Annotated in this window: 24 protein-coding genes, 1 tRNA gene and 1 other RNA gene; 17 read left to right on the top strand and 9 right to left on the bottom strand. The window is 69.9% G+C overall.

All coding sequences use genetic code 11. From position 1 onward, the window contains the following. Positions 1–358 precede the first annotated feature (358 nt). A complete protein-coding gene (locus B1759_RS00665; RefSeq protein ID WP_095513102.1) occupies positions 359–1,024 on the top strand; it encodes a hypothetical protein in 666 nt (221 codons plus the stop codon). On the opposite strand, the gene B1759_RS00660 is transcribed toward B1759_RS00665, so the two are convergent. Both B1759_RS00660 and B1759_RS00655 read right to left on the bottom strand, forming a co-directional pair. Continuing rightward, positions 996–1,631 carry a GNAT family N-acetyltransferase gene (locus tag B1759_RS00660; RefSeq protein WP_095513101.1) on the bottom strand — a complete coding sequence of 212 codons (636 nt, stop codon included), beginning with the start codon at positions 1,629–1,631 and terminating at the stop codon, positions 996–998. The genes B1759_RS00665 and B1759_RS00660 overlap by 29 nt on opposite strands. Then, positions 1,628–2,788: an alpha/beta fold hydrolase gene (locus B1759_RS00655; RefSeq protein WP_095513100.1), complete on the bottom strand. Its 1,161-nt coding sequence runs from the start codon at positions 2,786–2,788 to the stop codon at positions 1,628–1,630. The genes B1759_RS00660 and B1759_RS00655 overlap by 4 nt, the downstream gene beginning before the upstream one ends. 86 nt (positions 2,789–2,874) lie before the next feature. Between B1759_RS00655 and B1759_RS00650 the strand changes: the two genes are divergently transcribed. The 4 genes from B1759_RS00650 to secG all read left to right on the top strand — a co-directional run bounded on the left by B1759_RS00650 (position 2,875) and on the right by secG (position 6,351). Further along, positions 2,875–3,846 carry a cation diffusion facilitator family transporter gene (locus B1759_RS00650; RefSeq protein ID WP_095513099.1) on the top strand — a complete coding sequence of 324 codons (972 nt, stop codon included), beginning with the start codon at positions 2,875–2,877 and terminating at the stop codon, positions 3,844–3,846. After that, complete coding sequence (locus B1759_RS00645; RefSeq protein ID WP_095513098.1) at positions 3,847–5,220, top strand: FAD-dependent oxidoreductase; 1,374 nt, start codon at positions 3,847–3,849, stop codon at positions 5,218–5,220. A gap of 108 nt (positions 5,221–5,328) precedes the next feature. Then, a complete protein-coding gene (locus B1759_RS00640) occupies positions 5,329–5,871 on the top strand; it encodes an NUDIX domain-containing protein (RefSeq protein ID WP_095513097.1) in 543 nt (180 codons plus the stop codon). Between the two features lie 27 nt (positions 5,872–5,898). Next, complete coding sequence (gene secG, locus B1759_RS00635) at positions 5,899–6,351, top strand: preprotein translocase subunit SecG (RefSeq protein WP_198948705.1); 453 nt, start codon at positions 5,899–5,901, stop codon at positions 6,349–6,351. Positions 6,352–6,473: 122 nt separating this feature from the next. Here secG and rnpB read toward each other — a convergent pair. From rnpB to B1759_RS00615, 4 genes are all read right to left on the bottom strand, one after another. Beyond that, positions 6,474–6,899, bottom strand: an RNA gene (gene rnpB, locus B1759_RS00630) — RNase P RNA component class A. A 67-nt stretch (positions 6,900–6,966) separates the two neighbouring features. Then, entirely contained in the window at positions 6,967–7,716 is a 750-nt protein-coding gene (locus tag B1759_RS00625) for a zinc ribbon domain-containing protein (RefSeq protein ID WP_095513096.1), read from the bottom strand. Between the two features lie 108 nt (positions 7,717–7,824). Beyond that, positions 7,825–8,943 (bottom strand): Nif3-like dinuclear metal center hexameric protein, encoded by a 1,119-nt coding sequence (locus tag B1759_RS00620; protein ID WP_095513095.1) that lies wholly within the window; start codon positions 8,941–8,943, stop codon positions 7,825–7,827. 39 nt (positions 8,944–8,982) lie between these two features. Continuing rightward, positions 8,983–10,308: an MFS transporter gene (locus B1759_RS00615; protein WP_095513094.1), complete on the bottom strand. Its 1,326-nt coding sequence runs from the start codon at positions 10,306–10,308 to the stop codon at positions 8,983–8,985. Between the two features lie 82 nt (positions 10,309–10,390). On the opposite strand from B1759_RS00615, the gene B1759_RS00610 reads away from it, so the two are divergent. Together B1759_RS00610 and B1759_RS00605 are read left to right on the top strand one after the other, a co-directional pair. Continuing rightward, positions 10,391–10,463: transfer RNA gene (locus B1759_RS00610), tRNA-Arg, on the top strand. A gap of 18 nt (positions 10,464–10,481) precedes the next feature. Next, positions 10,482–10,778, top strand: coding sequence for a hypothetical protein (locus B1759_RS00605; RefSeq protein WP_095513093.1), 297 nt, complete (start codon positions 10,482–10,484; stop codon positions 10,776–10,778). On the opposite strand, the gene B1759_RS19545 is transcribed toward B1759_RS00605, so the two are convergent. Further along, positions 10,779–11,621 carry an alpha/beta hydrolase gene (locus tag B1759_RS19545; protein WP_158225042.1) on the bottom strand — a complete coding sequence of 281 codons (843 nt, stop codon included), beginning with the start codon at positions 11,619–11,621 and terminating at the stop codon, positions 10,779–10,781. 51 nt (positions 11,622–11,672) lie between these two features. On the opposite strand from B1759_RS19545, the gene B1759_RS19540 reads away from it, so the two are divergent. The 8 genes from B1759_RS19540 (at position 11,673) to B1759_RS00565 (ending at position 19,157) form a co-directional block, all read left to right on the top strand. After that, a complete protein-coding gene (locus tag B1759_RS19540) occupies positions 11,673–11,960 on the top strand; it encodes a family 4C encapsulin nanocompartment shell protein (RefSeq protein WP_158225041.1) in 288 nt (95 codons plus the stop codon). Between the two features lie 130 nt (positions 11,961–12,090). Further along, on the top strand, positions 12,091–12,372 hold the full coding sequence (locus B1759_RS00595; RefSeq protein WP_095513091.1) for a DUF427 domain-containing protein: 282 nt from the start codon (positions 12,091–12,093) through the stop codon (positions 12,370–12,372). Positions 12,373–12,464: 92 nt separating this feature from the next. Continuing rightward, a complete protein-coding gene (locus B1759_RS00590) occupies positions 12,465–12,941 on the top strand; it encodes a hypothetical protein (RefSeq protein WP_095513090.1) in 477 nt (158 codons plus the stop codon). Positions 12,942–13,049: 108 nt separating this feature from the next. Further along, a complete protein-coding gene (secD, locus tag B1759_RS00585) occupies positions 13,050–14,975 on the top strand; it encodes a protein translocase subunit SecD (protein ID WP_095513089.1) in 1,926 nt (641 codons plus the stop codon). Between the two features lie 88 nt (positions 14,976–15,063). Next, positions 15,064–15,996: a protein translocase subunit SecF gene (gene secF, locus B1759_RS00580; RefSeq protein WP_095513088.1), complete on the top strand. Its 933-nt coding sequence runs from the start codon at positions 15,064–15,066 to the stop codon at positions 15,994–15,996. A gap of 72 nt (positions 15,997–16,068) precedes the next feature. Next, complete coding sequence (locus B1759_RS00575; RefSeq protein WP_095513087.1) at positions 16,069–16,410, top strand: STAS domain-containing protein; 342 nt, start codon at positions 16,069–16,071, stop codon at positions 16,408–16,410. A 68-nt stretch (positions 16,411–16,478) separates the two neighbouring features. Further along, positions 16,479–17,756 carry an adenylosuccinate synthase gene (locus B1759_RS00570; RefSeq protein ID WP_095513086.1) on the top strand — a complete coding sequence of 426 codons (1,278 nt, stop codon included), beginning with the start codon at positions 16,479–16,481 and terminating at the stop codon, positions 17,754–17,756. A 105-nt stretch (positions 17,757–17,861) separates the two neighbouring features. Beyond that, positions 17,862–19,157 (top strand): HAMP domain-containing sensor histidine kinase, encoded by a 1,296-nt coding sequence (locus B1759_RS00565; RefSeq protein WP_095513085.1) that lies wholly within the window; start codon positions 17,862–17,864, stop codon positions 19,155–19,157. A gap of 84 nt (positions 19,158–19,241) precedes the next feature. Here the strand turns inward: B1759_RS00565 and B1759_RS00560 are convergent, their stop codons facing one another. Both B1759_RS00560 and B1759_RS00555 read right to left on the bottom strand, forming a co-directional pair. After that, positions 19,242–20,891, bottom strand: coding sequence for an ATP-binding protein (locus B1759_RS00560; RefSeq protein ID WP_095513084.1), 1,650 nt, complete (start codon positions 20,889–20,891; stop codon positions 19,242–19,244). A 71-nt stretch (positions 20,892–20,962) separates the two neighbouring features. After that, positions 20,963–21,226 (bottom strand): hypothetical protein, encoded by a 264-nt coding sequence (locus B1759_RS00555; RefSeq protein WP_095513083.1) that lies wholly within the window; start codon positions 21,224–21,226, stop codon positions 20,963–20,965. A 114-nt stretch (positions 21,227–21,340) separates the two neighbouring features. Between B1759_RS00555 and B1759_RS00550 the strand changes: the two genes are divergently transcribed. After that, a complete protein-coding gene (locus tag B1759_RS00550) occupies positions 21,341–21,994 on the top strand; it encodes a phasin family protein (RefSeq protein ID WP_095513082.1) in 654 nt (217 codons plus the stop codon). Positions 21,995–22,007: 13 nt separating this feature from the next. Continuing rightward, positions 22,008–22,499 (top strand): hypothetical protein, encoded by a 492-nt coding sequence (locus B1759_RS00545; protein ID WP_095513081.1) that lies wholly within the window; start codon positions 22,008–22,010, stop codon positions 22,497–22,499. The last annotated feature ends 20 nt before the right edge of the window (positions 22,500–22,519 follow it).

Below are 22,519 nucleotides of genomic sequence, written 5' to 3'. Positions count from 1 at the left end.
TCTCGAGGCCGTAGGGGGGCACCCCCTTCGCCGCGCGTGGCACGGGCTGGTGGAGCGGGCGTGCGATTTCCTCGGCCGTGGCCCACTCGTCTGAACGCACCGTTCCCCACTCTCGACCTGGGTCGTTCATTTGGCCTCGTGATGCGGAAGGCCTCAGACCCCGCTCGTCGCCGACTCACGGAGGGAGAGGGCAGAAGTTGCAGCGGAATGGCAGCCGAATCTGGCGATAAGACAAGCTCCCGAACGTCAGGGGTTTGAGAAGGAATGGGAGGCGGAGAAGAGATGGGTGTCGACGCTCGCTGGGTACGAGGCCGGGCGAGGTACCGTTGTGCGGGTTCCTTCATTCTCCCCGTTGCCGATGCGCACAGCCCTGGCCCTGGCCCTCCTTCTCCTCTCGTTCCCCGCCCTCGCCCAGCCAGTCCTCCTGGACTCGTCCGGCACCTATGTCAGTCCGCTCGCCGGAGTCGCCGTCCTCGGGTCGCAGGGCACAGCGTTCGTCGTCGGCGTCGACGCAGGTCGCAGGATCACCCCAGCCGTCGACCTCGGCATGCACCTCAGCGCAGGCGACCTGACGTACGGGGCGGGTGGTGCCTTCCTGACGCTTGGCCCGTCGCTCGGGACCACTCACCAGCTGGGGGGCGGCGTCGAGTTCGATGCTCGCGTACTCGGCACGGCGACGTTCGCCGATGTCTCCGTGGCGGACGGCTTCGGGCTCCGGCGCATCCGCGGGACGGGGCAGGCCACGCTGAGTCGCTCATTCCCGATCGTCGGCAGCCTGTCCCTTGCGCCGACCGTCGGGGCCTACGCGTCGGCGTGCCAGACGCTCGGGATCACCACGACCGGCCGCTGCGCCGAGGCGGGAGCACTCGCGGGAGTCGACCTCCGCTTCCGTCTGTTCGGGGCCGACGTGTCGCTGCCCCTCGTGCTCTCGATCCCGCTCGCAGGCGACGACCGCGCGGGCGAGTTTGGAGTCTTCGACGTGTCCCGGGCGCCGGTCACGGGCGGTCTGCGGTTCCGGTTCTAGCGGGGCCGTTGCCCGGCTGCCGCCACATTCCCCAGTGGGTGGGGCCGCCGCCGGGCAACGGGATCTCCTCTGTGACGGTGAACCCGAGGCGCTGGTAGAATGCGACGTTCGCTGCCGTCCCGGTCTCCAAAAACGAGCCGACGCCGTCGCGGTCGGCCCGTGCGAGGCCTGCGCGCACGAGCGACGAGCCGACGCCGGCCCCCTGCGCCTCGGGCGCGACGGCGAGCAGGCCGAGGTACCAGAACGGCTGCTCGGGCATGGCGTGGTCGAACGCATGGTAGGCGCGGATAACCGTCTGGAGGCGACGCAGCCCGACCGTCCGCGCCAGCGTCGGGAACGTGGCCCACTCGCGCCACGCGGGTGGGTCGGTGTTCGGTGGCAGCCAGAGGGCCATCCCGGCCATCGCGCCGTCGAGATAGGCCGCCTCACACACACCGTACGGACGGTAGTAGTGGCGCATGTAGGCCGTGTGCTCGCGGGCGAACCCCGCGAGCCGTCGGGCCGGGTCGGGGTAGACGAACCGGAAGAGGGGATCGTCGGCGAACGCCCTGGCCGCGAGCCGCACGGCGTCGGGTGTTTCGGCAGGGGGGAAGGGGCGGACAGTCATGCGCGCAGGAAGTCTCGGATGCCAGCCGCGAACGTCGGCACCTCGACCCCCTGGATGGGATGATCGAGGCCCGGGATCACGCGCAGCCGGGCGTCTGGGATCGCACGGTACAGGCCGACGGCGTGGCGCACGTCGAAGAATCGGTCGGCGTCGCCGGCCGACACGAGGGTGGGCACGGCGATCTGGGCGAGCTCGGCGTCCGTCATCCAGGCATCCGGGAGGCCACGCGTGAAGGCGATCATCTGGGCGACGAGCGCCTGCCAGCGGTCCGCCCCGTGGACCTCGGCGAGGCGCCGCGCCCAGAAGGGCTGCGCGGCCTGCATCGTCGCCACGTCCATCGGCCCCACCATCGCCTCCACCTCGGCACGATCCCACTGGACGTTGGCCCCATGGACCGCGAGGCGAGTCACGAGGTCGGGCCGTCGGAGAGCGAGGCCGAGGGCGACGCCGCCGCCCATCGAGAAGCCGAACACGGCGGCGGGACCGAGCTTCAGACTCTCGTAGGCCGTTATTGCATCCGCGACGAACCGGTTCCACGCCGGCGACGGGGTCTCCAGCGGGGCGCTCCGCCCGTGCCCTGGCAGGTCCATCCCGACGACCCGGAAGTCGCGCTCCCAGACCCGGATCAGCCGGTCCGTCTCCATTTCCGTCGACCCCAGCGCGCCGTGCAGCACTAGCAGCGGCGGCGCTCCCTCGGGGCCGGAGAGCTGCATCGCGACCCCGCCCACCTCGGTCCACTCGGGGGCGGGGCGGACGGACTGGACCAGTTCGACGAGCACCCCCGCGGTGTCCTTCGGGTGGAGAAACACGATGCGCTTGCCGTCCGCGCCCGGCTTCGGAGCGTCGGCGAGGAGGCGGATCCCGAGAGCGGCGACGCGGTCCATCTCGGCGTCGAGGTCGGCGACCTCGAACGCGAGGTGGTGCAGGCCGGGACCGCGCTTCGACACGTACGTCGCGATGGGCGAGTCCTCGCGGATCGCCTCCAGCAGCTCCATCTTGGGCGCGGCGTGGGCCTCGCCACCGTCGCCGAAGAACAGCGTCTGGACGCCCTCCCGCTCGACCACCTCGGCCTTGTAGGGGGCGGCCGCGAAGAGGCGCTCGAACAGCGCGGCGTGCGCGGGGTCTGCGATGGCGATGCCGACGTGCTCCAGTGTCATGGGATCGGGGTGTGGAAAGTGGACGACGCGTGGGCCGGACCGGTGGTCCCCGGAAACTCGCATCGGGGCGATGGGTCCCACGCCCGATGCGGCATCTCCCCCACGACCCCAGCCCGCCGGGCCGCGCCGACGCCACGCGCCAGCAGCGCCTTGCGATGACGGCGAGCCTCACGATCGCGGTCGTGATGCTGGTCGGGAAGACGGCAGCGTACAGCCTCACCAGCTCGACGGCCATCCTGTCGGACGCGCTGGAGTCGGTCGTCCACCTCGCAGCGACCGGGATGGCGGGCTTCAGCCTCTGGTACGCCGCCCAGCCGCCCGACCCGCAGCATCCATACGGCCATGGCAAGATCGCCTACCTGTCGATGGGCGTGGAGGGCGCCCTCATTCTCGTCGCCGCGGTCGGCATCGTCTGGACGGCGACGGTCGATCTGATCCGCGGGCCTGAGATCCAGCAGATCGGGCTCGGGCTCCTCATCACCGGAGTGCTCGGACTGGTCAACCTCGTCCTGGGCCTCAGCCTCGTGCGAGTCGGACGGCGCACCAACGCGCTCGTGCTGATCTCCAACGGCCACCACGTCCTGACGGACATGTGGACCAGCCTCGGCGTGGTGGTCGCCATCGGGCTCGTGTGGCTGACCGGCTGGGTTTGGCTGGATCCCGTCGTGGCGTTGTTGCTCGGGCTCAACATCGTCTGGACCAGCTGGGGGCTGATGAGCGAGGCGTACGGCGGGCTGATGGAGTCGGCCTCGCCGGAGGCGACGGCGCGGGTGCTGAGGATCCTGGACGACGCGGTCGAGGAGGGGTTGATCGACGGGCACCACCACGTTCGCCACCGGCGGGTGAACGACCACGTCTGGATCGAGCAGCACCTTCTCATGCCGGACGCGCTACGGCTGGACGAGGCGCACGAGCGCGCGACCGCCGTCGAGCGTCGGCAGCAGGCGTTGTTTCCGGACAGCCGCGTGCAGATCACGAGCCATCTGGAGCCCCGCTCCCACGACCATCCCGGCGAGGCGCCACACGAGGCCGTCGCCGACTCCCTCGCTTCCGGTTAAATGCGACTCGCCATCATCGGGGGCCTCGCCGCAGGCCCCGCCGCCGCCGCCGAGGCGAAGCGCCGCGCGCCCGACGCCGAGGTCGTGCTGTTCGAGCAGGGACCGCACATCTCCGTCGGCACGTGTGAGATCCCGTACCTCCTGGGCGGCCACCTCGAACCGGAGACGACGCTCCAGGTGCTCACGCCTGAGGCGATGGAGCGGACGCGCGGCGTCACCGTCCACGTTCGCCACCGGGTCACCGCGCTCGACCCCCGACGGAGCCGACTCACCGTGGAGGCGCTCGACTACGGCAGCACCCGCGAGGAAGCGTTCGACCGCTTCATCCTCGCCACGGGCGCTCGCGCCCGCCGTCTCGGCGTGGAGGGGGAAGACGCCGCTGGCGTGTTCACCGTCCGCGACCTCGTGGATACGCACGCCATCCAGCGGTGGCTGGACACGCAACCTGTTCGCCACGTGGTGATCGTCGGAGGCGGCTACATCGGGCTCGAAATGGCCGAGGCGATGCGCAGCCGCGGGCTCCGGGCCTCCATCCTCGACCCGAATGGCCGGGTGCTGGGCAGCACGGTCGCCTGCGAGGCCAGTGACCTGATGGACCGTGCGGTCGCCGAGGCGGGCGTGCCGGTACGCGCCGAGCGGGCGACCGAGATCCTGGCCGAAGACGACGGGCGCGTCCGCGCCGTCCGCACCGACCGCGGCGAGCTGATCGGCTGCCAGATGGTGATCGTCTCCGTCGGCGTGGAGCCGCGCACCGAACTGGCCGCCGCCGCAGGCCTCCGCCTCGGTGACATGGGCGGGGTGGCCGTGGACGACCAGATGCACACATCCGCGCGCTCGGTCTGGGCCTGTGGCGATGTCGTCCAGATCCCCCGCGCGCCCGACGGGCGGCGCGTCCTCTGGCCGCTCGCGACGATGGCCCGGCGGACTGCGCGTGTCGCCGCTCGGAACGCGGCGGGCTCCGCGAGCACCCGGTCGGCCGACCGGTTCCGGCCGTTCGCCGGAGCAGTGGGCGTGCGCGCGTTCGGCGTGGAGGTCGGCTCGGTCGGTCTCTCGCTGTCGCGCGCGCTCGACGCCGGGTTCGACGCCGTCGCCACCGACGTGCGCCACGTCAGTCGCACCCGTGCCTTCCCGGAGGCAGCACCGATCGACGTGCGGCTCGTCAGCGAGCGCGGGAGTGGACGCATCCTCGGGGGGCAGCTCGTCGGCCGCGAGGGCGCCGCGCTCCGCGCCAACGTCCTCGTCCCGCTGGTGATCGGCGGCGGGACCGTCCGGGACCTCGCCGAGGACTTCGACCTGATCTACAATCCGCCTCTCGGCCCTGCGGTGGATCCCCTCAAAGTGGCCGCCAGTCAGGCGATGAGGGACGCGGGCTAAGCCGAGTCTCGCTGCGGAACCGGTCGGGAACGGTTCCCAGGTTCCGACGCCAGTTCCCGGTTCCCAGACGCCGGATCCCCTTTTCTTCGACCCCACACCTCACCCTTCATGGATCTCACCGAGCGCTCGCTTTCTTCCGAACAGGTCTACGATGGTGTCCTGCTGGACGTGCGCCGCGACGAGGTGCGCCTCCCGGACGGCGGCACCTCGGGCCGTGAATGGATCAAGCACCCCGGCGCGAGCGCGGTGGTGCCCGTCGACGACCAGGGCCGTGTGATCCTGCTCCGTCAGTTCCGCTTTGGGCCTGGGCGCGAGTTCTGGGAGGTTCCCGCCGGGAAGTTCGACGGGGAGGGGGAAGACGCCCTCGCCGTGGCGAAGCGAGAGCTGGCTGAGGAGGCGGGGGTGGGCGCGCGCCGGTGGACCCGCCTCGGGCAGACGTTCCCCGCCATCGGCTATTCCGACGAGACCATCCACCTGTTCCTCGCCGAGGACCTCCACGAGGTCGGCACCCACGTCGACGAGGACGAGTTTGTCGAGCCCTTCCGGATGCCCCTGGCCGAGGCGGTCGCGATGGCCGAGCGCGGGGAGATCGAGGACGCCAAGTCGTGCGTCGCGCTCCTGCTCGCCAACGCCGCGATGGCACGTCGGTAGCACGGGCACGGTCCGTCTTCACAGGACATGAGCGCCGAGGGCGTGGCGGCGGTCCGGCGGGGCGGTAGCTTTCCCGTTCCCCTCCGCGCCTCGACCGTGTTCTACTTCCTGATCGTCCTGATCCTGATCATCGCCCTGCTGATGGGCATCGCGATCCTTCTCCAGAGCGGGAAGGGCGGCGGCCTGGCGGGCATCGCCGCCGGGGGCCAGACCACCCAGATCCTCGGCGCGCGGCAGGCGCCCGACTTCCTCGAGAAGGTGACCTGGTGGCTCGGCTGGACCTTCCTCGGCATGTGCCTCATCACGACGTTCTTCATCCCGCGCGCGGGCGGCGGCGGCGGGAGCATCCTGCAGGAGCGGGCGGGCGAGCTGCCCTCGACGGCTCCGGCCCCGATCGAGGCGCCCATGCCGGACGCGACCCCCGCCCCGAACGCGGGCGCCCCGGCCCCCGACGTCTCCGACGCGCCTCCGGCCGAGTAAGTCCACCTCGGTGACCCTCCTGGGGCCGCTCGGCATCTGCCGGGCGGCCCTTCTTTTGTCCGGGGGGCTGGCCAGGCACCTACAACAGAGCGGGGCCTCCCCCGAAGGAGAGGCCCCGCCTCGACGCGCGTCGGCCTGTACGCCGGATTCTGTCCGGGCGGCGGAGTCGACCCGCCGCCCTGTGCCGCCATCTATCTGGGACCGCCGTCACCGGCGGCCTCGAGCGGCCTACCCGTCCCGCGACACTCGCGGGCAGCGAGCGGCCCCGCCGGAGCGGAGCGCGGGACTGTGTGGCCTTGCACCCCGTGGGGTTTGCCTGGCCGCGACCGTCGCCGGCCGCGCCGGTGGGCTCTTACCCCACCGTTTCACCCATCACCTGTGCGGACGCGGGCGCCCGCCATCGGCTGGTCTGTTCTCTGTTGCACATGCCGTCGCCCCGCTCGCGCGAGACGCCTTCCCGTTAGGAAGCACGGTGCCCTGCGGTGTCCGGACGTTCCTCCCCGGCACCCGCCCGAAGGCGCTCCCGAGGCGGCGGCCCAGCCGACGCGCCCACAAGAAACGAGCGGGCGCCGGTGATCGCACCGACGCCCGCTCAGAGATCCTGTGCGTTCGAGCCTAGCCCTCGCCGTCCACCTCTGCGAAGAGGGCGTCGTCGACGATGATGCGGCCGTCATGCTCCGAGACGATGATGCGGTCGCGCTGGCGGACTTCGACCTGGCGCTGCGGCGGCACCATGAAGCCCGCGGCGGCACCCCGCTCGATCGGGACGACGGCACGGCCGTCGCGGACGCGCGTCCGGAGGCGCTCGTAGGCACGCAGGTAGCGCCCGTCGATGTCCTCGGCCGCCTTGGCGCGCTGCTCCTCGTACTGGTCCTGCTCGGTCTTGGTCTCCTCGACCACGCGGTCCAGCTCGACGCGCTTCTCGGCGATGCGGGCCTCGAGCTCATTGAGCGTGTCGTCGGCGCCGTCGACCGTCTCCAGGGAGTCCTCGTCGAGGTTGTCGTAGCGCTCGATCTCCTCGTAGGCGCTCTGGATGCGCTGGCGGTGCGCCTCGATCTCCTTCGTGAGGGCGTCGTACTCGCGGTTGTTGCGCACCTGGAGCTGCTGCTCCTCGTACTTGCGGATCAGGCCCTCGCTCTCGGCGATGTCGAGCTTGAGCTTCTTCTTCTGGACCTCCGCCTCCTTCTTGTCCTGGTCGATCTTGGTCAGCCGGGTCTGGAGGCCCGCCCGCTCGTCCTCGAGGTCCCGGATCTCGTCGGGGAGGTCGCCGCGGAGCTTGGTGAGCTGGTCGATCTTGGTGTCGATGATCTGAAGGCGAACGAGGGCTCGGAGCTGGTCCTCGATCGTGGTCGTGTCGGTCGCCATGGAGTGTGCGCGTGGGGAACGAGTATGCTACCTCCCGTACGGGCGCCGGGTTTTGAGCCCCGGGCGAATTGTGCGGCGCCCCGCCTGCGTCGTCGAGGCGGGCGGAGGTCAGGAACCCGAGTAGGTCCGCATCGGGGACGTGCGGTGGTGGGTGGTTTCCACGGCCAGGTCCGGGTGGTGGGAGCGGAGGCGGTCGGCGATGAGGCGCTCCGTGACCGCCTCGGTCTCGTAGTGGCCCGCATCGACCAGCGCGAGGCGCGGCTGGCCCTGGGTGTCCAGCGCCTCGAAGAAGCGGTGGTAGGTCACGTCCGCGGTGACGTAGGCGTCGGCGCCGGCCTGGAGGGCGTGTGGCAGGAAGCTCAGCCCGGAGCCGCCGCAGACGGCCACCCGCTCGATCGTCTGGTCATCGTTCCCGACGTACCGCAGCGCACCGGCCCCCAGCGCGTGGCGAACGCGAGCGAGAAAGGCAGGGAGCGGCTCCGGGGCGTCCAGGCGGCCGATGGCGCCGTACCCCTGACGGGTCGCCTGGCCCTCCAGCGAGGAGACCTCCACCACCGGCGTTTCGTACGGGTGGGCGCCCGCGACGGCGCGGCGGACGGCACCCACCGCCCACGTCGGCGCGACGGCCTCGATGCGCACTTCCTCCACCTCGGCTCCCTCACCTACAGTTCCGAGGTAGGGCGTGGCGGCTGCGCCCGGTCGGAACCGGCCCGTACCCGACACAGAGAACGAGCAGCCGGTGTACTCACCGATCTCCCCTGCGCCCGCTTCCGCCATCGCCTCGCGGACCCCGTCGGCGTGAGAGGCGGGGACAAACACGACCACCTGTCGCATCACCCCGTCGAGGGGAGCCAGGATCGAGAGGTCGCGGACGCCGAGCTGCTCCGCCAGCGCGAACGACACGCCGCCGTGCGCCGCGTCCAGGTTCGTGTGGATGGCGGCGAAGCTGACGCCCGCGCGGGCCAGCCGCCAGACGAGCGAGCCGATGGGGTGGTCCGTCGTCGCCCGGTCGAGGGGCTTGAACAGCAGGGGGTGGTGCGTCACGATGAGCTCTGCGCCCGCCTCCGAGGCCTCGTCCACGACAGCGGGCGTAAGGTCCAGCGCGACGAGCACGCGGGTGACCTCGGCGGCCGGGTCGCCCACCTGCAGACCGACCCGGTCGAAGTCGGCTTTCTGGCCGGGCGGCGCCCAGGCGTGGAGCGTGGCGAGGACATCGGCGACGGTCATGGCGGCAGGGGAGGCGTCTCGCAAGATCGCCCCCCCGCCTCACGCCGCGGGCCGGCCCGAGAGCCGGATGCCCTCCGCCTCGTCGACGCGCGTCAGCAGCGCCGCGCCGATGGCGAACAGGACGACCACGATGGAAATGCCGACCCGCTGGGAATCGAAAGCCGCCGTGAGCACGCCGAGGAGGAAGGGGCCGATGAACGCCGTCGCCTTGCCCGAGAAGGCGAAGAAGCCGTAGAACTCCGTCTCCTTGTCGTCCGGTACGAAGCGTCCCAGCAGCGACCGGCTGGCCGACTGGTTCGGCCCGATGGCCAGACCGACCAGGATGCCGGAGACCCAGAACACCGTCGTGTTGGTGGTCGAGACAGCCAGGATTGCGGCGACGGTCAGCAGCGCCAGCGAGATGAAGAGGACCGGGCGCCCGCCGATCCGGTCGTCCAGGAAGCCGAAGCCGAGGGCACCGATCATGGCCGCCACGTTGAGCACGATGCCGAACAGCAGGACCTCCGAAATGGAGAAGCCGAGCGTCCCCTGCGCGTAGATGCCGCCGAACGCGATCAGCGTGACCAGCCCATCGTTGTAGAAGATGCGGGCGATCAACAGCCGCACGATCTGGCGGAAGCGCCGGAGTTCGCGCGCCGTCTCGGCGAGCTCTCCGAAGCTCTCGCGGACGAGCGTCCCGAACGCAGGCCGGTTCTCGACCTGGACCTCCCGGAGCACCAGAAACGTCGGGATGGAGAACAGCGCAAACCACCCGGCCACGAGCAGGTTGGTGGCCCGGACGTGCTCGCCGGTCGCCTTGTCGAGCCCGAACGGCGCCACCTCCGGGTTGACGAACACGACCAGGGCGATCGCGAGGCAGAGCAACCCACCCACGTAGCCGAGCGCCCAGCCATACCCGGAGATCCGACCGATCTGCTCCGGCCGGGCGACGTCCGGCAGGTAGGCGTTGTAGAACACCTGCGCCGTCTCGAAGGCCACGTTGGCGATTACGAACCAGACCAGCGCCTGCAGTGCCTGCCCCGGCTCTGAGGTGTAGAGCGCGACCGTCCCGACGACGCAGATCACCGTCATCGCGAGCAGGAACCGCTTGCGCGCCCCCCCACGGTCGGCGAACGCGCCGAGGATGGGAGAGAGGAGGGCGACCACGATGGCCGTGATGGTGACCGCGCGCGACCAGAGCACCGTGCCCGCCTCGGCGTCCGGCACCAGGGCCCCGGACGCGTCGGGCCCGAGCACCATGTAGCCCGTGAAGTACGTCCCGTAGATGAACGTGACGACGAGCGTGGTGAAGGACGAGTTGGCGAAGTCGTACAGAGACCAGGCCCAGATGGCCTTGCGGTCGCCTCGCTGAGCAGTGAGAGCCATGAGCGTCGGGGGCGTTGGCCGAAGCTACCGGCGCTCTCCACGTCCACCGTGAGCCGATCGGACTATCTTTTCTGGCCCTCCTGCCCACGTAGCTCAGGGGATAGAGCGTCGGTTTCCTAAACCGCAGGTCGGAGGTTCGAATCCTCCCGTGGGCACCCCTCGCCGAGGCCGTCATGCTGAACTTCTGGATCCTGCCGCTGCTCGCCCTCCTGGCCCCGCCCGCGGACGAGTGCCCCGGCGCGGCTCGCCTCTACGGGAAGATCCAGGTCGTCGAGTCGTTCGCCGACTGCACCGTCAAGGTGGTCACCAGCTTCCCCGACCTCCGCGTGCAGGTGGTCGACTCGTTCGCGGACGACCCGGGGGAATGGCAGTACGTGGAGTCCTTCCCCGACTACACGGTCGAGTTCGTGGAGTCCTTCGCTGACGTCGAGGTCCAGTTCGTGGAGTCGTTCCCCGGCGTCGAGGACTGATCAGCTCGCCTGGATGTGCGTGTCGAGCCAGTCGGCCAGGGCGCCGATGACCTCGTCGCGCTCGGGCTCGTTGAGCGTCTCGTGGTAGAAACCCTCCCAGATGCGGAGCGTGATGTCGTCCGAGGCCGCATGCTCGGCGAGCCACGTCGTCCCCTCAAGGTCCGTCACCTCATCGGCGTCGCCGTGGAAGAGGTACAGGGGCACGTCGAAAGCCTCCGGCCGCTCGCGGACCTCGTCGATGGCGCGGATGATGGCGTACCCGAGGCGGGCACGGACCCCCTGGGTGATCGTCAGCGGATCCTCCTCGTAGGACCGGGCGACGGTCGGGTCCCTGGAGAGCCGCGACAGGTCCAGCCTGGTGACGGGGATGTTGGGCAACCACCGTGCGACGACCGGCGCGAGGGCGGTGAGCACCTTCGGCTGGTCGGGGATGGCGAGGGCCGGGGAGGACAGGACGATGCCCGCCAGCCCGTCGGTTCCTCGGTGGGAGACGGTGGACGACACCACGAGGCCGCCCATCGAGTGGCCCATGAGGAACACCGGCAGGTCGCCCGCTGCGGCGCGCACCTGAAGAAGAAAGGTGCTCAGGTCATCCACGTACTCGTCGAACCCCTCCACCTGCCCGCGCGGACCGTCGGAGTGCCCGTGCCCGCGGAGGTCGAAGGCGTGGACCGCGATGCCGCGTCGCATCAGCGCGCTCGCCATGTAGGCGTAGCGTCCGCTGTGCTCGTGGACGCCGTGGACGAGCGCGAGCACGGCCCGCGTCGGCAGGTCGGGAGTCCACGTCCTCGTGAACAGGGTCACGTCGTCGGGGGTGACGAGGGCGCCGGTCGAGTGGGTCATGGATCGCGGGGGCAGGCTCAAAGGTAGACCCGCCTTCAGACCCTCGTCGCCATGACTGTCCTCGACCTGACGCCCGCCCCCGACGCTCTCCTCGCCACGCTCGACCAACACGTTCGCGACCTCGCCGAGGCGGGCGGGGAGGCGCACGCCATCCTGGTCGGGCCTGAGGCCTACGAGGCGCTCAAGACGGCCGTGGCCGAGCGCTTCGGCCGTGAGCGAGCCGACCTCAGCCAGTACCAGTGGGTCCCCGTGGTCGTGGACCCGTTCCGGGAGGGGCGGCTCTGCGTCGTCCCCACGCCGCGTGACGTATCGGCCGGGGTCCGCGCCGAGCGCGGGTGACGCCGAAAACCAGCACTGATCCGCGGAGGCCCCCCACCTCGGCGACGAGGTGAGCAGCTTCAGTTCCCAGTTCCCAGTTCCCAGTTCCCAGTTCCCAGTTCCCAGTTCCCAGTTCCCAGTTCCCAGTCTCATGAAAGCCACCTGGAACGGTGCCGTGATCGCCGAGAGCGACGCCACCGTCGTCGTCGAAGGCAACCACTACTTCCCGCCCGCGTCCTTGAACCGCGACCACCTGCGCCCGAGCGACCACACGACGGTTTGCCCGTGGAAGGGCACGGCGGGGTACTTCGACGTGGTCGTCGGGGACGAGGAGAACCCGAACGCGGCGTGGATCTACCGCGAGCCCAAGGAGGCGGCGGCCGAGATCCGGGACCACGTCGCGTTCTGGCGGGGCGTGGAGGTGACGCCGTAGCTCGCCCGGTGCAGGTCTGACGAAGACCCGGTAGGGGAGACCCCGATCTCCGCGATCTCGGGGTTAGCTTACCGGCTGTCGTTCTCGCACCCGTGCACCTCCTCCGCCTCGACACCCTCCGCCGGCTGGTCGCCGCGACGCTCGTCGCCGCGCTCGGTCTGTCGCTGGTGCCCGCGGCCGGTGCTCACGGCGGTCCGCCGTCGCTGTCGGCGATGCTGGACGACGCCGAGGCATTCGAGTCGGCCCTCGCTGCGGCTCGGGCGGCCGAGCCCGGCGCGGACCCGATCTCGGTGTTCGCCGAGACCTACGCCGCCGCCGTCGACGGGGTCTCCGCCGAGGTGCTCGCGCATCTGCTCGGCCGCGCGTCGTTGTCCGGCATCCTGCCGCCCGCGCACGACGAAGCGCTGGCGACGGTCAAGGTCCAGGTCCCGCCGACGACCGCTGCGACCACGACACCGGGGATCTCCGCATCGCCCGTTTCGCAGTCCGCCGAGGTCCAGTTCCCGGCTGGCGGGGAGACGCCGACGCTCCGCGTCCAGGCGCCCTCGACGCGTCCACGGGCGCCCTAGGGGTGCGGCCTTCGGGCCCCTCCGACCCCATCGTTTCTTCTGCGCCCGTCCGAGGGGACCGGCGCACCCCCAGACCCCAACCGGCGTCCGTATGGACGTCCGCTACCTATGCAAGGCTACGGATTCAAACTGATCTCGGTCGCGGCGCTGCTCATCATCTCGGTGTGGCAGCTCTTCCCGACCCTCCAGAACTCCCTCAACAACCGCGACCTCGCGGCCATGGATGAGGCCCAGCGCGCCGCGTACCTCGAAGAGCACGGCGACGACATCCAGGCGACCAGCGAGGAGGCCCTCAAGCTCGGCCTCGACCTCCAGGGCGGCATGCACGTGACGCTCGAAGTGGGCACGGGCGCGCTCCTCCGCGAGCTCGCCGGGACCCGCGCCGACGACACGTTCGACGCCGCGCTCGCGGTCGCCACCGAGCAGGCGGAGACTTCGAACGAGGACTTCGTGACGCTCTTCTCCAACGCCGTCGAGGCCGAGCGGCCGGGCACGCGCCTGGCGCGCTACTTCCGCAACACGGCCGCTGAGATCACGGCGCGCTCCGAGAACGACGACGTCGAGGCCTACCTCCGGACGGAGGTCGAGGAGGCGCTCGTCCGCGCCGAGGAGATCATCCGCCAGCGCATCGACCGCTTCGGCGTCACCGAACCGCTGATCCAGCGCCAGGGCTCCTCCCGCATCGTGGTGGAGCTGCCGGGCGTGGACGACGAGACGCGCGTCCGTGACCTGCTCAAGGGCACCGCCAAGCTGACCTTCCACCTCACGCCGCCGACGGCCGAGATCCAGCAGGCCGCCGCCCAGATCTTCGCCTACTACCAGAACGAGGCCGAGGAGGCCGGGACGGACACGACCGCGACCGCAGACAGCGATTCGACGGCCGTCGCCGACGCTGACACGGCCGCAGCAGTCGACCTCAGCGACATCACCGCCGGAGCCGACGCCGCCGATGCCGCCGAGACGAACCCGCTGGTGGGCAAGCTCCAGCTGGTGCAGGTCGACCCGTCCTCCAACTCGCCCATCGTCGGGCAGGTGGTCGAGAGCGACACCGCCGAGGTCGCGCGCCTGCTCGCCGACCCGGGCGCTGCGCGCCTGATCCCGCCGGGCGTCCGCTTCCTGTTCACCGCCGGGCCCGACGCGGGCGTGGACGTGAACGGCGAGGGCGTCTACTACGTCGTCGCGGTCAACGAGCGCGTCGAGCTGGACGGCGAGGTGATCACCGACGCCGGGCCGGACTTCGATCCCTACACCAACGCGCCCATGGTGTCGCTGACGATGGACGGCGCCGGCGGCAGCCGGTGGAGCCAGATCACGGGCGCCAACCGCGGCAAGCCGGTCGTGATCGTGCTCGACGACCTCGTCTACACCTTCCCGACCATCAACGAGCGGATCCCGAACGGGCGGACGCAGATCTCGGGCCAGTTCTCGCTCCAGGAGGTCAACGACATCGTGACGGTGCTGAAGTCGGGCGCGCTCCCGGCGCCGGTGACCATCGTCGAGGAGCAGACAGTCGGGCCGAGCCTCGGTGCCGCCTCCATCAAGGCGGGCACGCGCGCGCTGCTCGTCGGCTTCGTGCTGGTCTGCATCTTCATGGTGATCTACTACCGGAGCGCAGGGCTCATCGCCAACGTGGCGCTGCTGCTGAACGTGCTGTTCATTTTCGGCGTCCTGGCGTCCTTCGGCGCGACGCTGACGCTGCCGGGCATGGCAGGCATCCTGCTCACGATCGGCATGGCGGTCGACGCCAACGTGCTCATCTTCGAGCGCATCCGTGAAGAGATGGCGTCCGGCAAGACGATGAAGGCCGCTGTCGAAGGCGGCTTCGCGAAGGCCCTCTCGGCCATTGCCGACGCCAACGTGACCACGTTCCTGATCGGCGTGATCCTGTTCTCGTTCGGCGTCGGGCCGATCCAGGGCTTCGCCGTCACCCTCATGGCGGGCATCCTGACGTCGCTGTTCACGGCGCTCGTCGTGACGCGCCTGCTCATCGACTACCTCGTCACGGAGCGCGGCATGAACGTCGCCTTCGGCTGACTCAGGGTACCGGGCGCGAGCGTGGGGTGACGCCCCGCCTCGTGCCCGCCCCGTACCTCGTACCTCGTACCCTGTACCTACTACTGCAATGCGCATTTTTGAAAACACTCGCTTCGACTTCCTGAGCAGCTTCAGGAAGAGCTACATCATCTCGGGCATCCTGCTGCTCGTGTCCATCATCTCCCTGATCTACCCGGGTCTGGAGGCGGGCATCGACTTCAAGGGCGGCACCGAGTTCATCATCTCCACCGACGTGCCGGTGCCGACCTCTGAGGTCGCGTCCGTCCTCGGGACGGCCACCGGGGAGGTCTTCCAGGCCAAGGAGTTCGGCGACGACCAGACGATGCTCGTCCGCACGGCTGCCGAGGGCGACCCCGACGCGCTGGAGGCGACCGTCCTCTCGACCATCGGGGAGGCCTTCGCGGGCTCCAACCCCGAGTTGGCGGGCAAGTCGCTCGTGACCCCGAGCATCGCGTCCGACCTGAAGGAGAAGGCCATCATCCTCGTGTTCGGAGCGCTGTTCGTGATCCTGCTGTACATCTTCGTCCGCTTCGACTGGCGGTACGCGCTCGGCGCCGTGCTCTGCCTGGCGCACGACGTGGTAATTGTGCTGGGGCTGTTCGCGCTGCTCCACAACATCACCCCGTTCTCGCTCCAGATCGACCAAGCCATCATCGCGGCGCTGCTGACGATCGTCGGCTACTCGATCAACGACACCGTGGTGGTGTTCGACCGCATCCGCGAGTACGCGCTGCTCTTCAAGACGGAGCCGTACCAGCAGGTCGCCAACCGGGCCATCAACACGACCCTGTCGCGCACGATCCTGACCTCGGGCACGACGCTCATCGCAGTCCTGATCCTGTTCCTGATCGGCGGCGAGGTGCTGAAGGGCTTCTCGCTGGCGCTGCTCGTCGGCATCGGCGTCGGCACGTACTCGTCCATCTTCGTGGCGAGCCCCATCGTGGTGGCGCTGCGTGAGAAGTACACCCCGGCCCGCCGCATGGTGGCGGCGAGCGCATAGTCGGAACACGACGTTCACCGTCCGGAGGGGCGGGGCGCCCGTAGCTTGGGGGCCCCGCCCTTCCCTGGTTTCATGCAGATCCGTAGCTCCACCCACGACGGTGTCGTCGTGCTCTCCCTCGATGGCGATGTGCTCGGCGGGCCGGACGGGTCGGCCCTCCATGACGCACTCGCCGCCGTCCGCGGCGACGCCCCGCTCCAGGTGGTCGTCGATCTCGAAGGCGTCCGGTTCATGAACTCGTCCGGCCTCGGCATGCTCGTCGGCGCGCTCACGACGGCGCGCAACACGGGGGGCGACCTCCGGCTGGCGGCCGTGGGCGACCGCGTCCGCGCCATCCTCGAGGTGACCCAACTCGACGGCGTCTTCCAGTCGTTCGCCTCCGCCGACGAGGCCGTCGCATCGTTCGAGGGATAGCGGGACGGAGGGATGAGGCACGGGCCCGTCCCCCCATCTCGCATCCCGCATCACTCTCTCCCTCCGCAATGCCAGTTTCCGTCGTCATCGGCGCCCAGTGGGGCGACGAAGGCAAGGGGAAGGTCGTCGACCTCCTCGCGCCGTCCATGGACATCGTCGCCCGCTACCAGGGCGGCGCGAACGCCGGCCACACCATCAAGTGGGGCGATGAGACGTTCGTGCTCCACCTGATCCCGTCGGGCATCTTTCATGAGGGCACGGCCTGCGTGATCGGCAACGGGGTCGTGATCGACCCGAAGGCGCTGATGGACGAGATCCGTCAGATCGAGGCGCTCGGGTATCCGGTCGCCGGGCGGCTCAAGATCAGCCACAACGCCCACCTCATCATGCCCTACCACAAGGCGCTCGATGAGGCCAAGGAGCGCTGGCGCGACGCCGAGGCCATCGGCACCACCGGGCGCGGGATCGGCCCGGCGTACGTCGACAAGTTCGCGCGGTCCGGCATCCGGGTCGTGGACCTGCTCGACCGCGACGGCCTCCGCAAGAAGCTGACCGCGGCCATCGAGGAGAAGAACGACATCCTGTCGGCCATCTACGGCTCCGAGCGCCTCGACGTGGACGCCATCGTGGACGAGTACGTCGAGTTCGACCAGCAGATCGACCCGTACGTGACCGACACGTCGGCCTTCCTGAACGACGCGCTGGCCGAGGGCAAGTCGATCCTCGCCGAGGGCGCGCAGGGCGCGCTGCTGGACGTGGACCACGGCACGTACCCCTACGTGACCTCCAGCCACCCCACCTCGGGCGGCGCGTGCACCGGGCTCGGCATCCCGCCGACGGCCATCGACCGCATCATCGGCATCGTGAAGGCCTACTCGACGCGCGTCGGCAATGGACCTTTCCCGACGGAGCTGGAGGACGAGACGGGCGAGCGGCTCCGCGCCGAGGGCCACGAGTTCGGCGCGACGACCGGCCGGCCACGCCGGTGCGGCTGGCTCGACCTGGTCGCGCTCAACTACACGTCGCGCCTGAATGGCTTCACCGAGCTTGCCGTGACCAAGCTGGACGTGATGTCCGGCCTGCCGGAACTGAAGGTTTGCACGGCCTACGAGATCGACGGCAAGACGACCGAGCGCTTCCCGACCGACCTCCGGACGCTCGACCGCGCCCGCCCGGTCTACGAGACGCTCCCCGGCTTCTCCGGTGACCTGTCCGAGGCGCGCGACATCGCCGATCTCCCGGACGCGGCCCGCGACTACCTCCAGTTCGTCAGCGACCGCCTGAAGGTGCCCATCACGGTCATCGGGACCGGGCCGAAGCGCGAGGAGACGCTCGTCGCGAGCTAAGTTCAGGGGGCAGGGCTCGGCGTTCGGAGTGTGTGGCATCCCCGACCCTCCGGCTCTGAACCCTGAACGCTGAGCCGAAGGCCGGCGAAGCCAACCCCGCCCTCGTTGACCGCCTACACCACCAGCACCAAGATCAAGCTGGGGCTGATCCTCGCGGCCGTCGCCATCGGCCTCGGCTCGCTCGTGTTCACGCAACGGCTGGCAGATCGCCTGGAGTCGCAGGACGAACTGGCCGTCGAGCTCTGGGCGCGGGCCATCGAGTTTCAGTACCGCGTCTCGGCGCAGTCAGTCGGGCCGGATCCGGAGGTGTGGGACGACCTCGCCCGGGCGACCGGCGCCTCGGCGCTGGAGCCGGAGCGCCGGGCGGCGCTGTTGGCCGCCATCGACAGCCTGCGCGACGGGCCGCCGTCCGACGGGCTGGACTTCGTGTTCTCCCAGATCATCGAACCCAACCGGTTCAGCATCCCGGCCGTCATCACGGACACGGCCATGACGACGGCCATGCTGTCGCGCAACGTCGGGGAGGACGAGGACCTGCTGGCGCTCGCGGCCGAGATGGACGCGGTCCACGTCCCGATCCAGATCCAGGGGTTCGGACAGCTCGTCCACTACGGCGAGAGCCCGCTGGCGCGGATGATCCGCCTGTTTCCGTACGTCCAGCTGGCCGTCGTCGCGCTGTTCGTGCTGGTCGGCTACCTGGGCTTCTCGTACGTCCGGCGGAGCGAGCAGTCGAACCTGTGGGTCGGGATGGCGAAGGAGGCCGCGCACCAGCTCGGCACGCCGCTCTCGTCCATGATCGGTTGGGTCGAGCTGCTCCGCCTCGGCGACGCCGTGGACCCAGAGATGGTGGCCGACGAGTTGGAGCAGGACGTGGACCGCCTCCGCCGCGTGGCCGACCGCTTCGAGAAGATCGGCTCCATGCCGGCACTCACACCTACGCCCGTCCGCCCCGTCCTCGACGCCGTGGCCGACTACATCCGCCGCCGCGTGCCCACCAGCGGCCCGCCCGTCGCCATCACCGTGGACGTACCCGACTGGCTGACGGCGCGGCTCAACGTGGACCTGTACGAGTGGGTCATCGAGAACCTGCTCAAGAACGCCCTCGACGCGATGGAGGGGATGCCGGGGCCGCACGAGATCGCGATCACCGGGACGGAGATGGGGGGCGACGTGCTCGTCTTCGTGCGCGACACGGGCAAGGGCATGGACCGGGCGACCGCGCGCCACGTCTTCCGGCCGGGCTTCTCCACGAAGCGCCGCGGCTGGGGGCTGGGCCTCAGCCTCGCCCGCCGCATCATCGAGGTCTACCACGGCGGCCAGATCGTGGTGGAGGCGACGGCGCCAGGGGAGGGGACGACCTTCCGGATTACGCTGGACGCCGCGGACACTGCTTCCTCGTAGCCCTCGCCGCGTTCAATCGGGTGCGTGTGCCGTGCCGCGTGCTCCAGCGGGGCCTCGTGGGCGGACCGCGACGCACGCGTCCGGTTAGAACAACGACCCCATCTCCGCCTGCAGCGCCTCCGGCGTCGCGCCGACGGGGCCACCGAGGCGGGCCTTGACGTCGTCGAACAGGTCCTGCGCGTAGTCCCGCGTGCGGATCGTGATCGGCATCGGGACGGCGTGGCCGAGGAGAAGGGCCTGCTGCTTGGAGTCGAGCGACGCGAGGATCTGGCGGAGGCCCGTCGCGCCGGGCGTGCCGACCAGCGCGGCGGCGATGTCCTTCTCGTCGTTGAGCTGGGCGACCAGCTTGGTACCGATCTGGCTCAGCACCTCTTCGTCGATCCCGCTCGGCCGCTGGTCCACGATGAGGAGCGACACGAAGAACTTCCGCATCTCGCGGGCGATCTTGCCGAACGGCGTCTCACGGGCCGTCTCGGGGCCGAGGAAATTGTGTGCCTCCTCGATGGTCACCAGCAACTGGCGGGGCTTGTCGGCCTCATCCTTGGACGCCTCATAGCGCTCCATCTTCTTCTCATAGCGCTCCCGCAGCCTCCGCGTGATCACGTTGGCGACGAGCAGGTAGACGAGCAGCGACCGGTACCGGCCGAACTGGAGGACGACCGACTTGCCCTGGTCGAGCGATTCGAACAGCTCCTCGACGGCGTCCCGCTTGCCTGCCGACGCCTCGGTGTGGAAGAACGCGTAGCCGTCCAGCCGGTCGAGCTTGCGGCGCAGAGCGGACAGCGAGCCTGAGTGCGCCCCGGTGACCTCGGCCATCTCCTCCAGTTCGGAGGGTTGAGCCTGGAGCAGACGCGTCAGCCAGTTCTTGCCGTACTGCTTCTTGAGGCTGTACGTGCTCTCGGTCGCGGTCGCGTTCAGGTTGAGCGTCTCCCGCAGCGGCAGCACGTCCTCGGGCTCGATCTGGTCGGCGTAGACGTGCAGTTCCACGTCGGCCGACTGGTTGCGGCGTCTCGCGGACTCCGGGTCGAGCGTGAACAGCTGGACGCGGGTCGGGAAGAGATCTTTCAGGCCGGGCACGAACGAGCCCTCGCCGTCGGCGGCCTCCTGGCGGACGGCGTACCCGTACTCGCCGTGCATGTCGAACACGAGCGAGACGGCGCGATTCGTCGAGATCGTTCCCGCCAACAGGAGCCGAGTCAAAAAACTCTTGCCGGTGCCCGTCTTGCCGAACACCGCATTGGAGCGCTCCACGAACCGCGCGAGGTCGAGGCACACCGGCGAGTCCATCCCCAGCGGCGTGCCGACGAAGAAGAAGCGGTCACCGCCCTCGGCGGCCTCGCTCCCGAACACGCGCGCCACGTCGTCGTCGGTAGCCTCGCCGACGGCCGAGAAGTGGGCCGGGATCGTCTTGACGGGAGAGGGCGCAGCGTCGCCGATGCCCTGGGTCACCATCAACTGTGGCCGCAGGGACACGGTCGCGTAGGTCCCCGAGCCTTGCAGGACCTGCCGCAGCAACTCCTCGTCTTCGCCCGGCGGGTGGAGCAGGATGCCCTCGTTCGCGGCGTCGATCCGCAGGTCCGTGATGAGTGAGAAGAAGTCCACCGTCTCGCCTTCTACGACGACGAAGGTCCCGGCGCGGACCGTCTCGACCGAGCGCGACGGCGTCAGCTTCATCTCGACGCCCTGCGCCAGAGAGCCGTGGGTGAGGACGCCGACGCGGGTTCGCTTGGACATGCGGGGGGATCAGGGGGGCGGAGCACGAGTCGAGGAGGGCAACCAGGCGGACGTGCCTGCTGGCCGTCTGCCTACTCGACCGGCGGCTTCAACAGGCCGTCTCCCGTCTGGCCCTTCCGACCGAAGAGCTTGTCCAGCACGTCCTCGCGCGTGAGGAGCGCCGTCAGCCCCGCGATCACCACGTCGCCGATGATGCGCTTGGTCGTGCCCAGTCGGAAGATGCCGCGGACGAGCGACGAGGCCGTCTTAAAGAGGAGGGGGACGATCAGCAGCGCGCCCAGGAAGCCCAGGATGACTTCGAGGAGGGAGCGGGTGGTGGAGGTCGAGCGGGCCATCGGTGCGGGGAGAGAGGACGGGTCGTACTCGGCACTGGAGGGGTCCGTTTCCGCGACGCGGCGGAACGTTCGGGGGGGCGTAGGGGGTAGGAGCGGCACTCCACCTCCGATCCCATGGCGAAGTCCAAGAAGTCCACCAAGAAGGCGTCCGTCCCCAAGTCGCTGCGGAAGGGCTCGCTGCCGCGCCCCGTGGACGAGGTGTGGGCGGCGGGCATCGGCGCGCTCGTGCAGGCGCGCAAGACCGGCAGCGACTCCTTCGATTCGCTCGTGGCGCTCGGTTCGACGGTGGTCGACAAGGGCAGCGGGGCGGCGAAGAGCGCCGTCGACCAGGTCGGCGCCGCGGCCTCCTCGCTCGTGGGCACCGCCAAGGGCGTGGCCGGGGGCGCAGTCGAGACCGTGTCGGACGGTGTGGAAGGCGTGGTCGAGGGCATCCTCGGCCGCCTCGGCGTGCCCGGGCGCGACGAAGTGCTCGCGCTGCGTCGGCAGGTGGACGCCCTGCAGGCCCGTGTCACAACCCTGCTCGCGGACGCCGACAGCCCGGCCGATGACGCGCCCGAGGCGGAGGTCTCGGTCTACGAGGTGCGGACGCACGAGCGCGGCTGGGCCGTCCAGCGCGTCGGCGCGGAGCGGGCCTCGGCGGTCCACCCGACCAAGAAGGCGGCCCTCGTGGACGCCCGGCAGACGGCGCGGGCCCACGCGCCGAGCGTGCTCCGGGTGTTCAAGACGGACGGCGAGATGGGGGAGGAGACGACGTATGACGTAGCCTGACCCGGCGAGTCCTTTGGGCTTCGGCGTCTACGTCGCCTTCTCCACCGTTCGCAGTCGCTGCCCGTTGCGGCTGAGCCGCGATCTGTCAGACGGCCTACAACTGATCGCAGATCGCACCTCGCTCTTCGTTTTGTCGAATCCCCGCCACCGGTTCCTCAGGATGTTCGACGCGACCTCTGTCTACCCGGCTTGGATGAAACCCGCATGTGCCGCTGCGCTCCTCGGCGTTGTTCTCGGGTTTACGGTCTTTGCATTCTTCCTCCCCGGCTACGCAGGCCTTGCTGTGTCCATTGCTTCGATGGGAGGGCTGATGACGGCGGTCGCTGTCGCGGCGCTCCAGACGGGTCGCGTCAAAGTCGACTCGAGCGCGTCCGACTATGGTGGCGGCACCACCACGGTCGCCTATCGTGAACGTGATCCGTTCGGCTTCTGGTCGAGCGTCGTGCTCTATGGGGTGTTGGCGGCCCTATGCTATGGGGTCGCGGTCTTCGTCTTGCTGGCCTGAACGCAGTGCTTCAGGGCCGA

Origin of the sequence: Rubrivirga sp. SAORIC476 (genome assembly GCF_002283555.1) — a bacterium.
Taxonomy (GTDB): Bacteria; Bacteroidota; Rhodothermia; order Rhodothermales; family Rubricoccaceae; genus Rubrivirga.
Note: the sequence above shows the minus strand (reverse complement) of the source record. Positions and strands in the feature narration are given on the sequence as shown.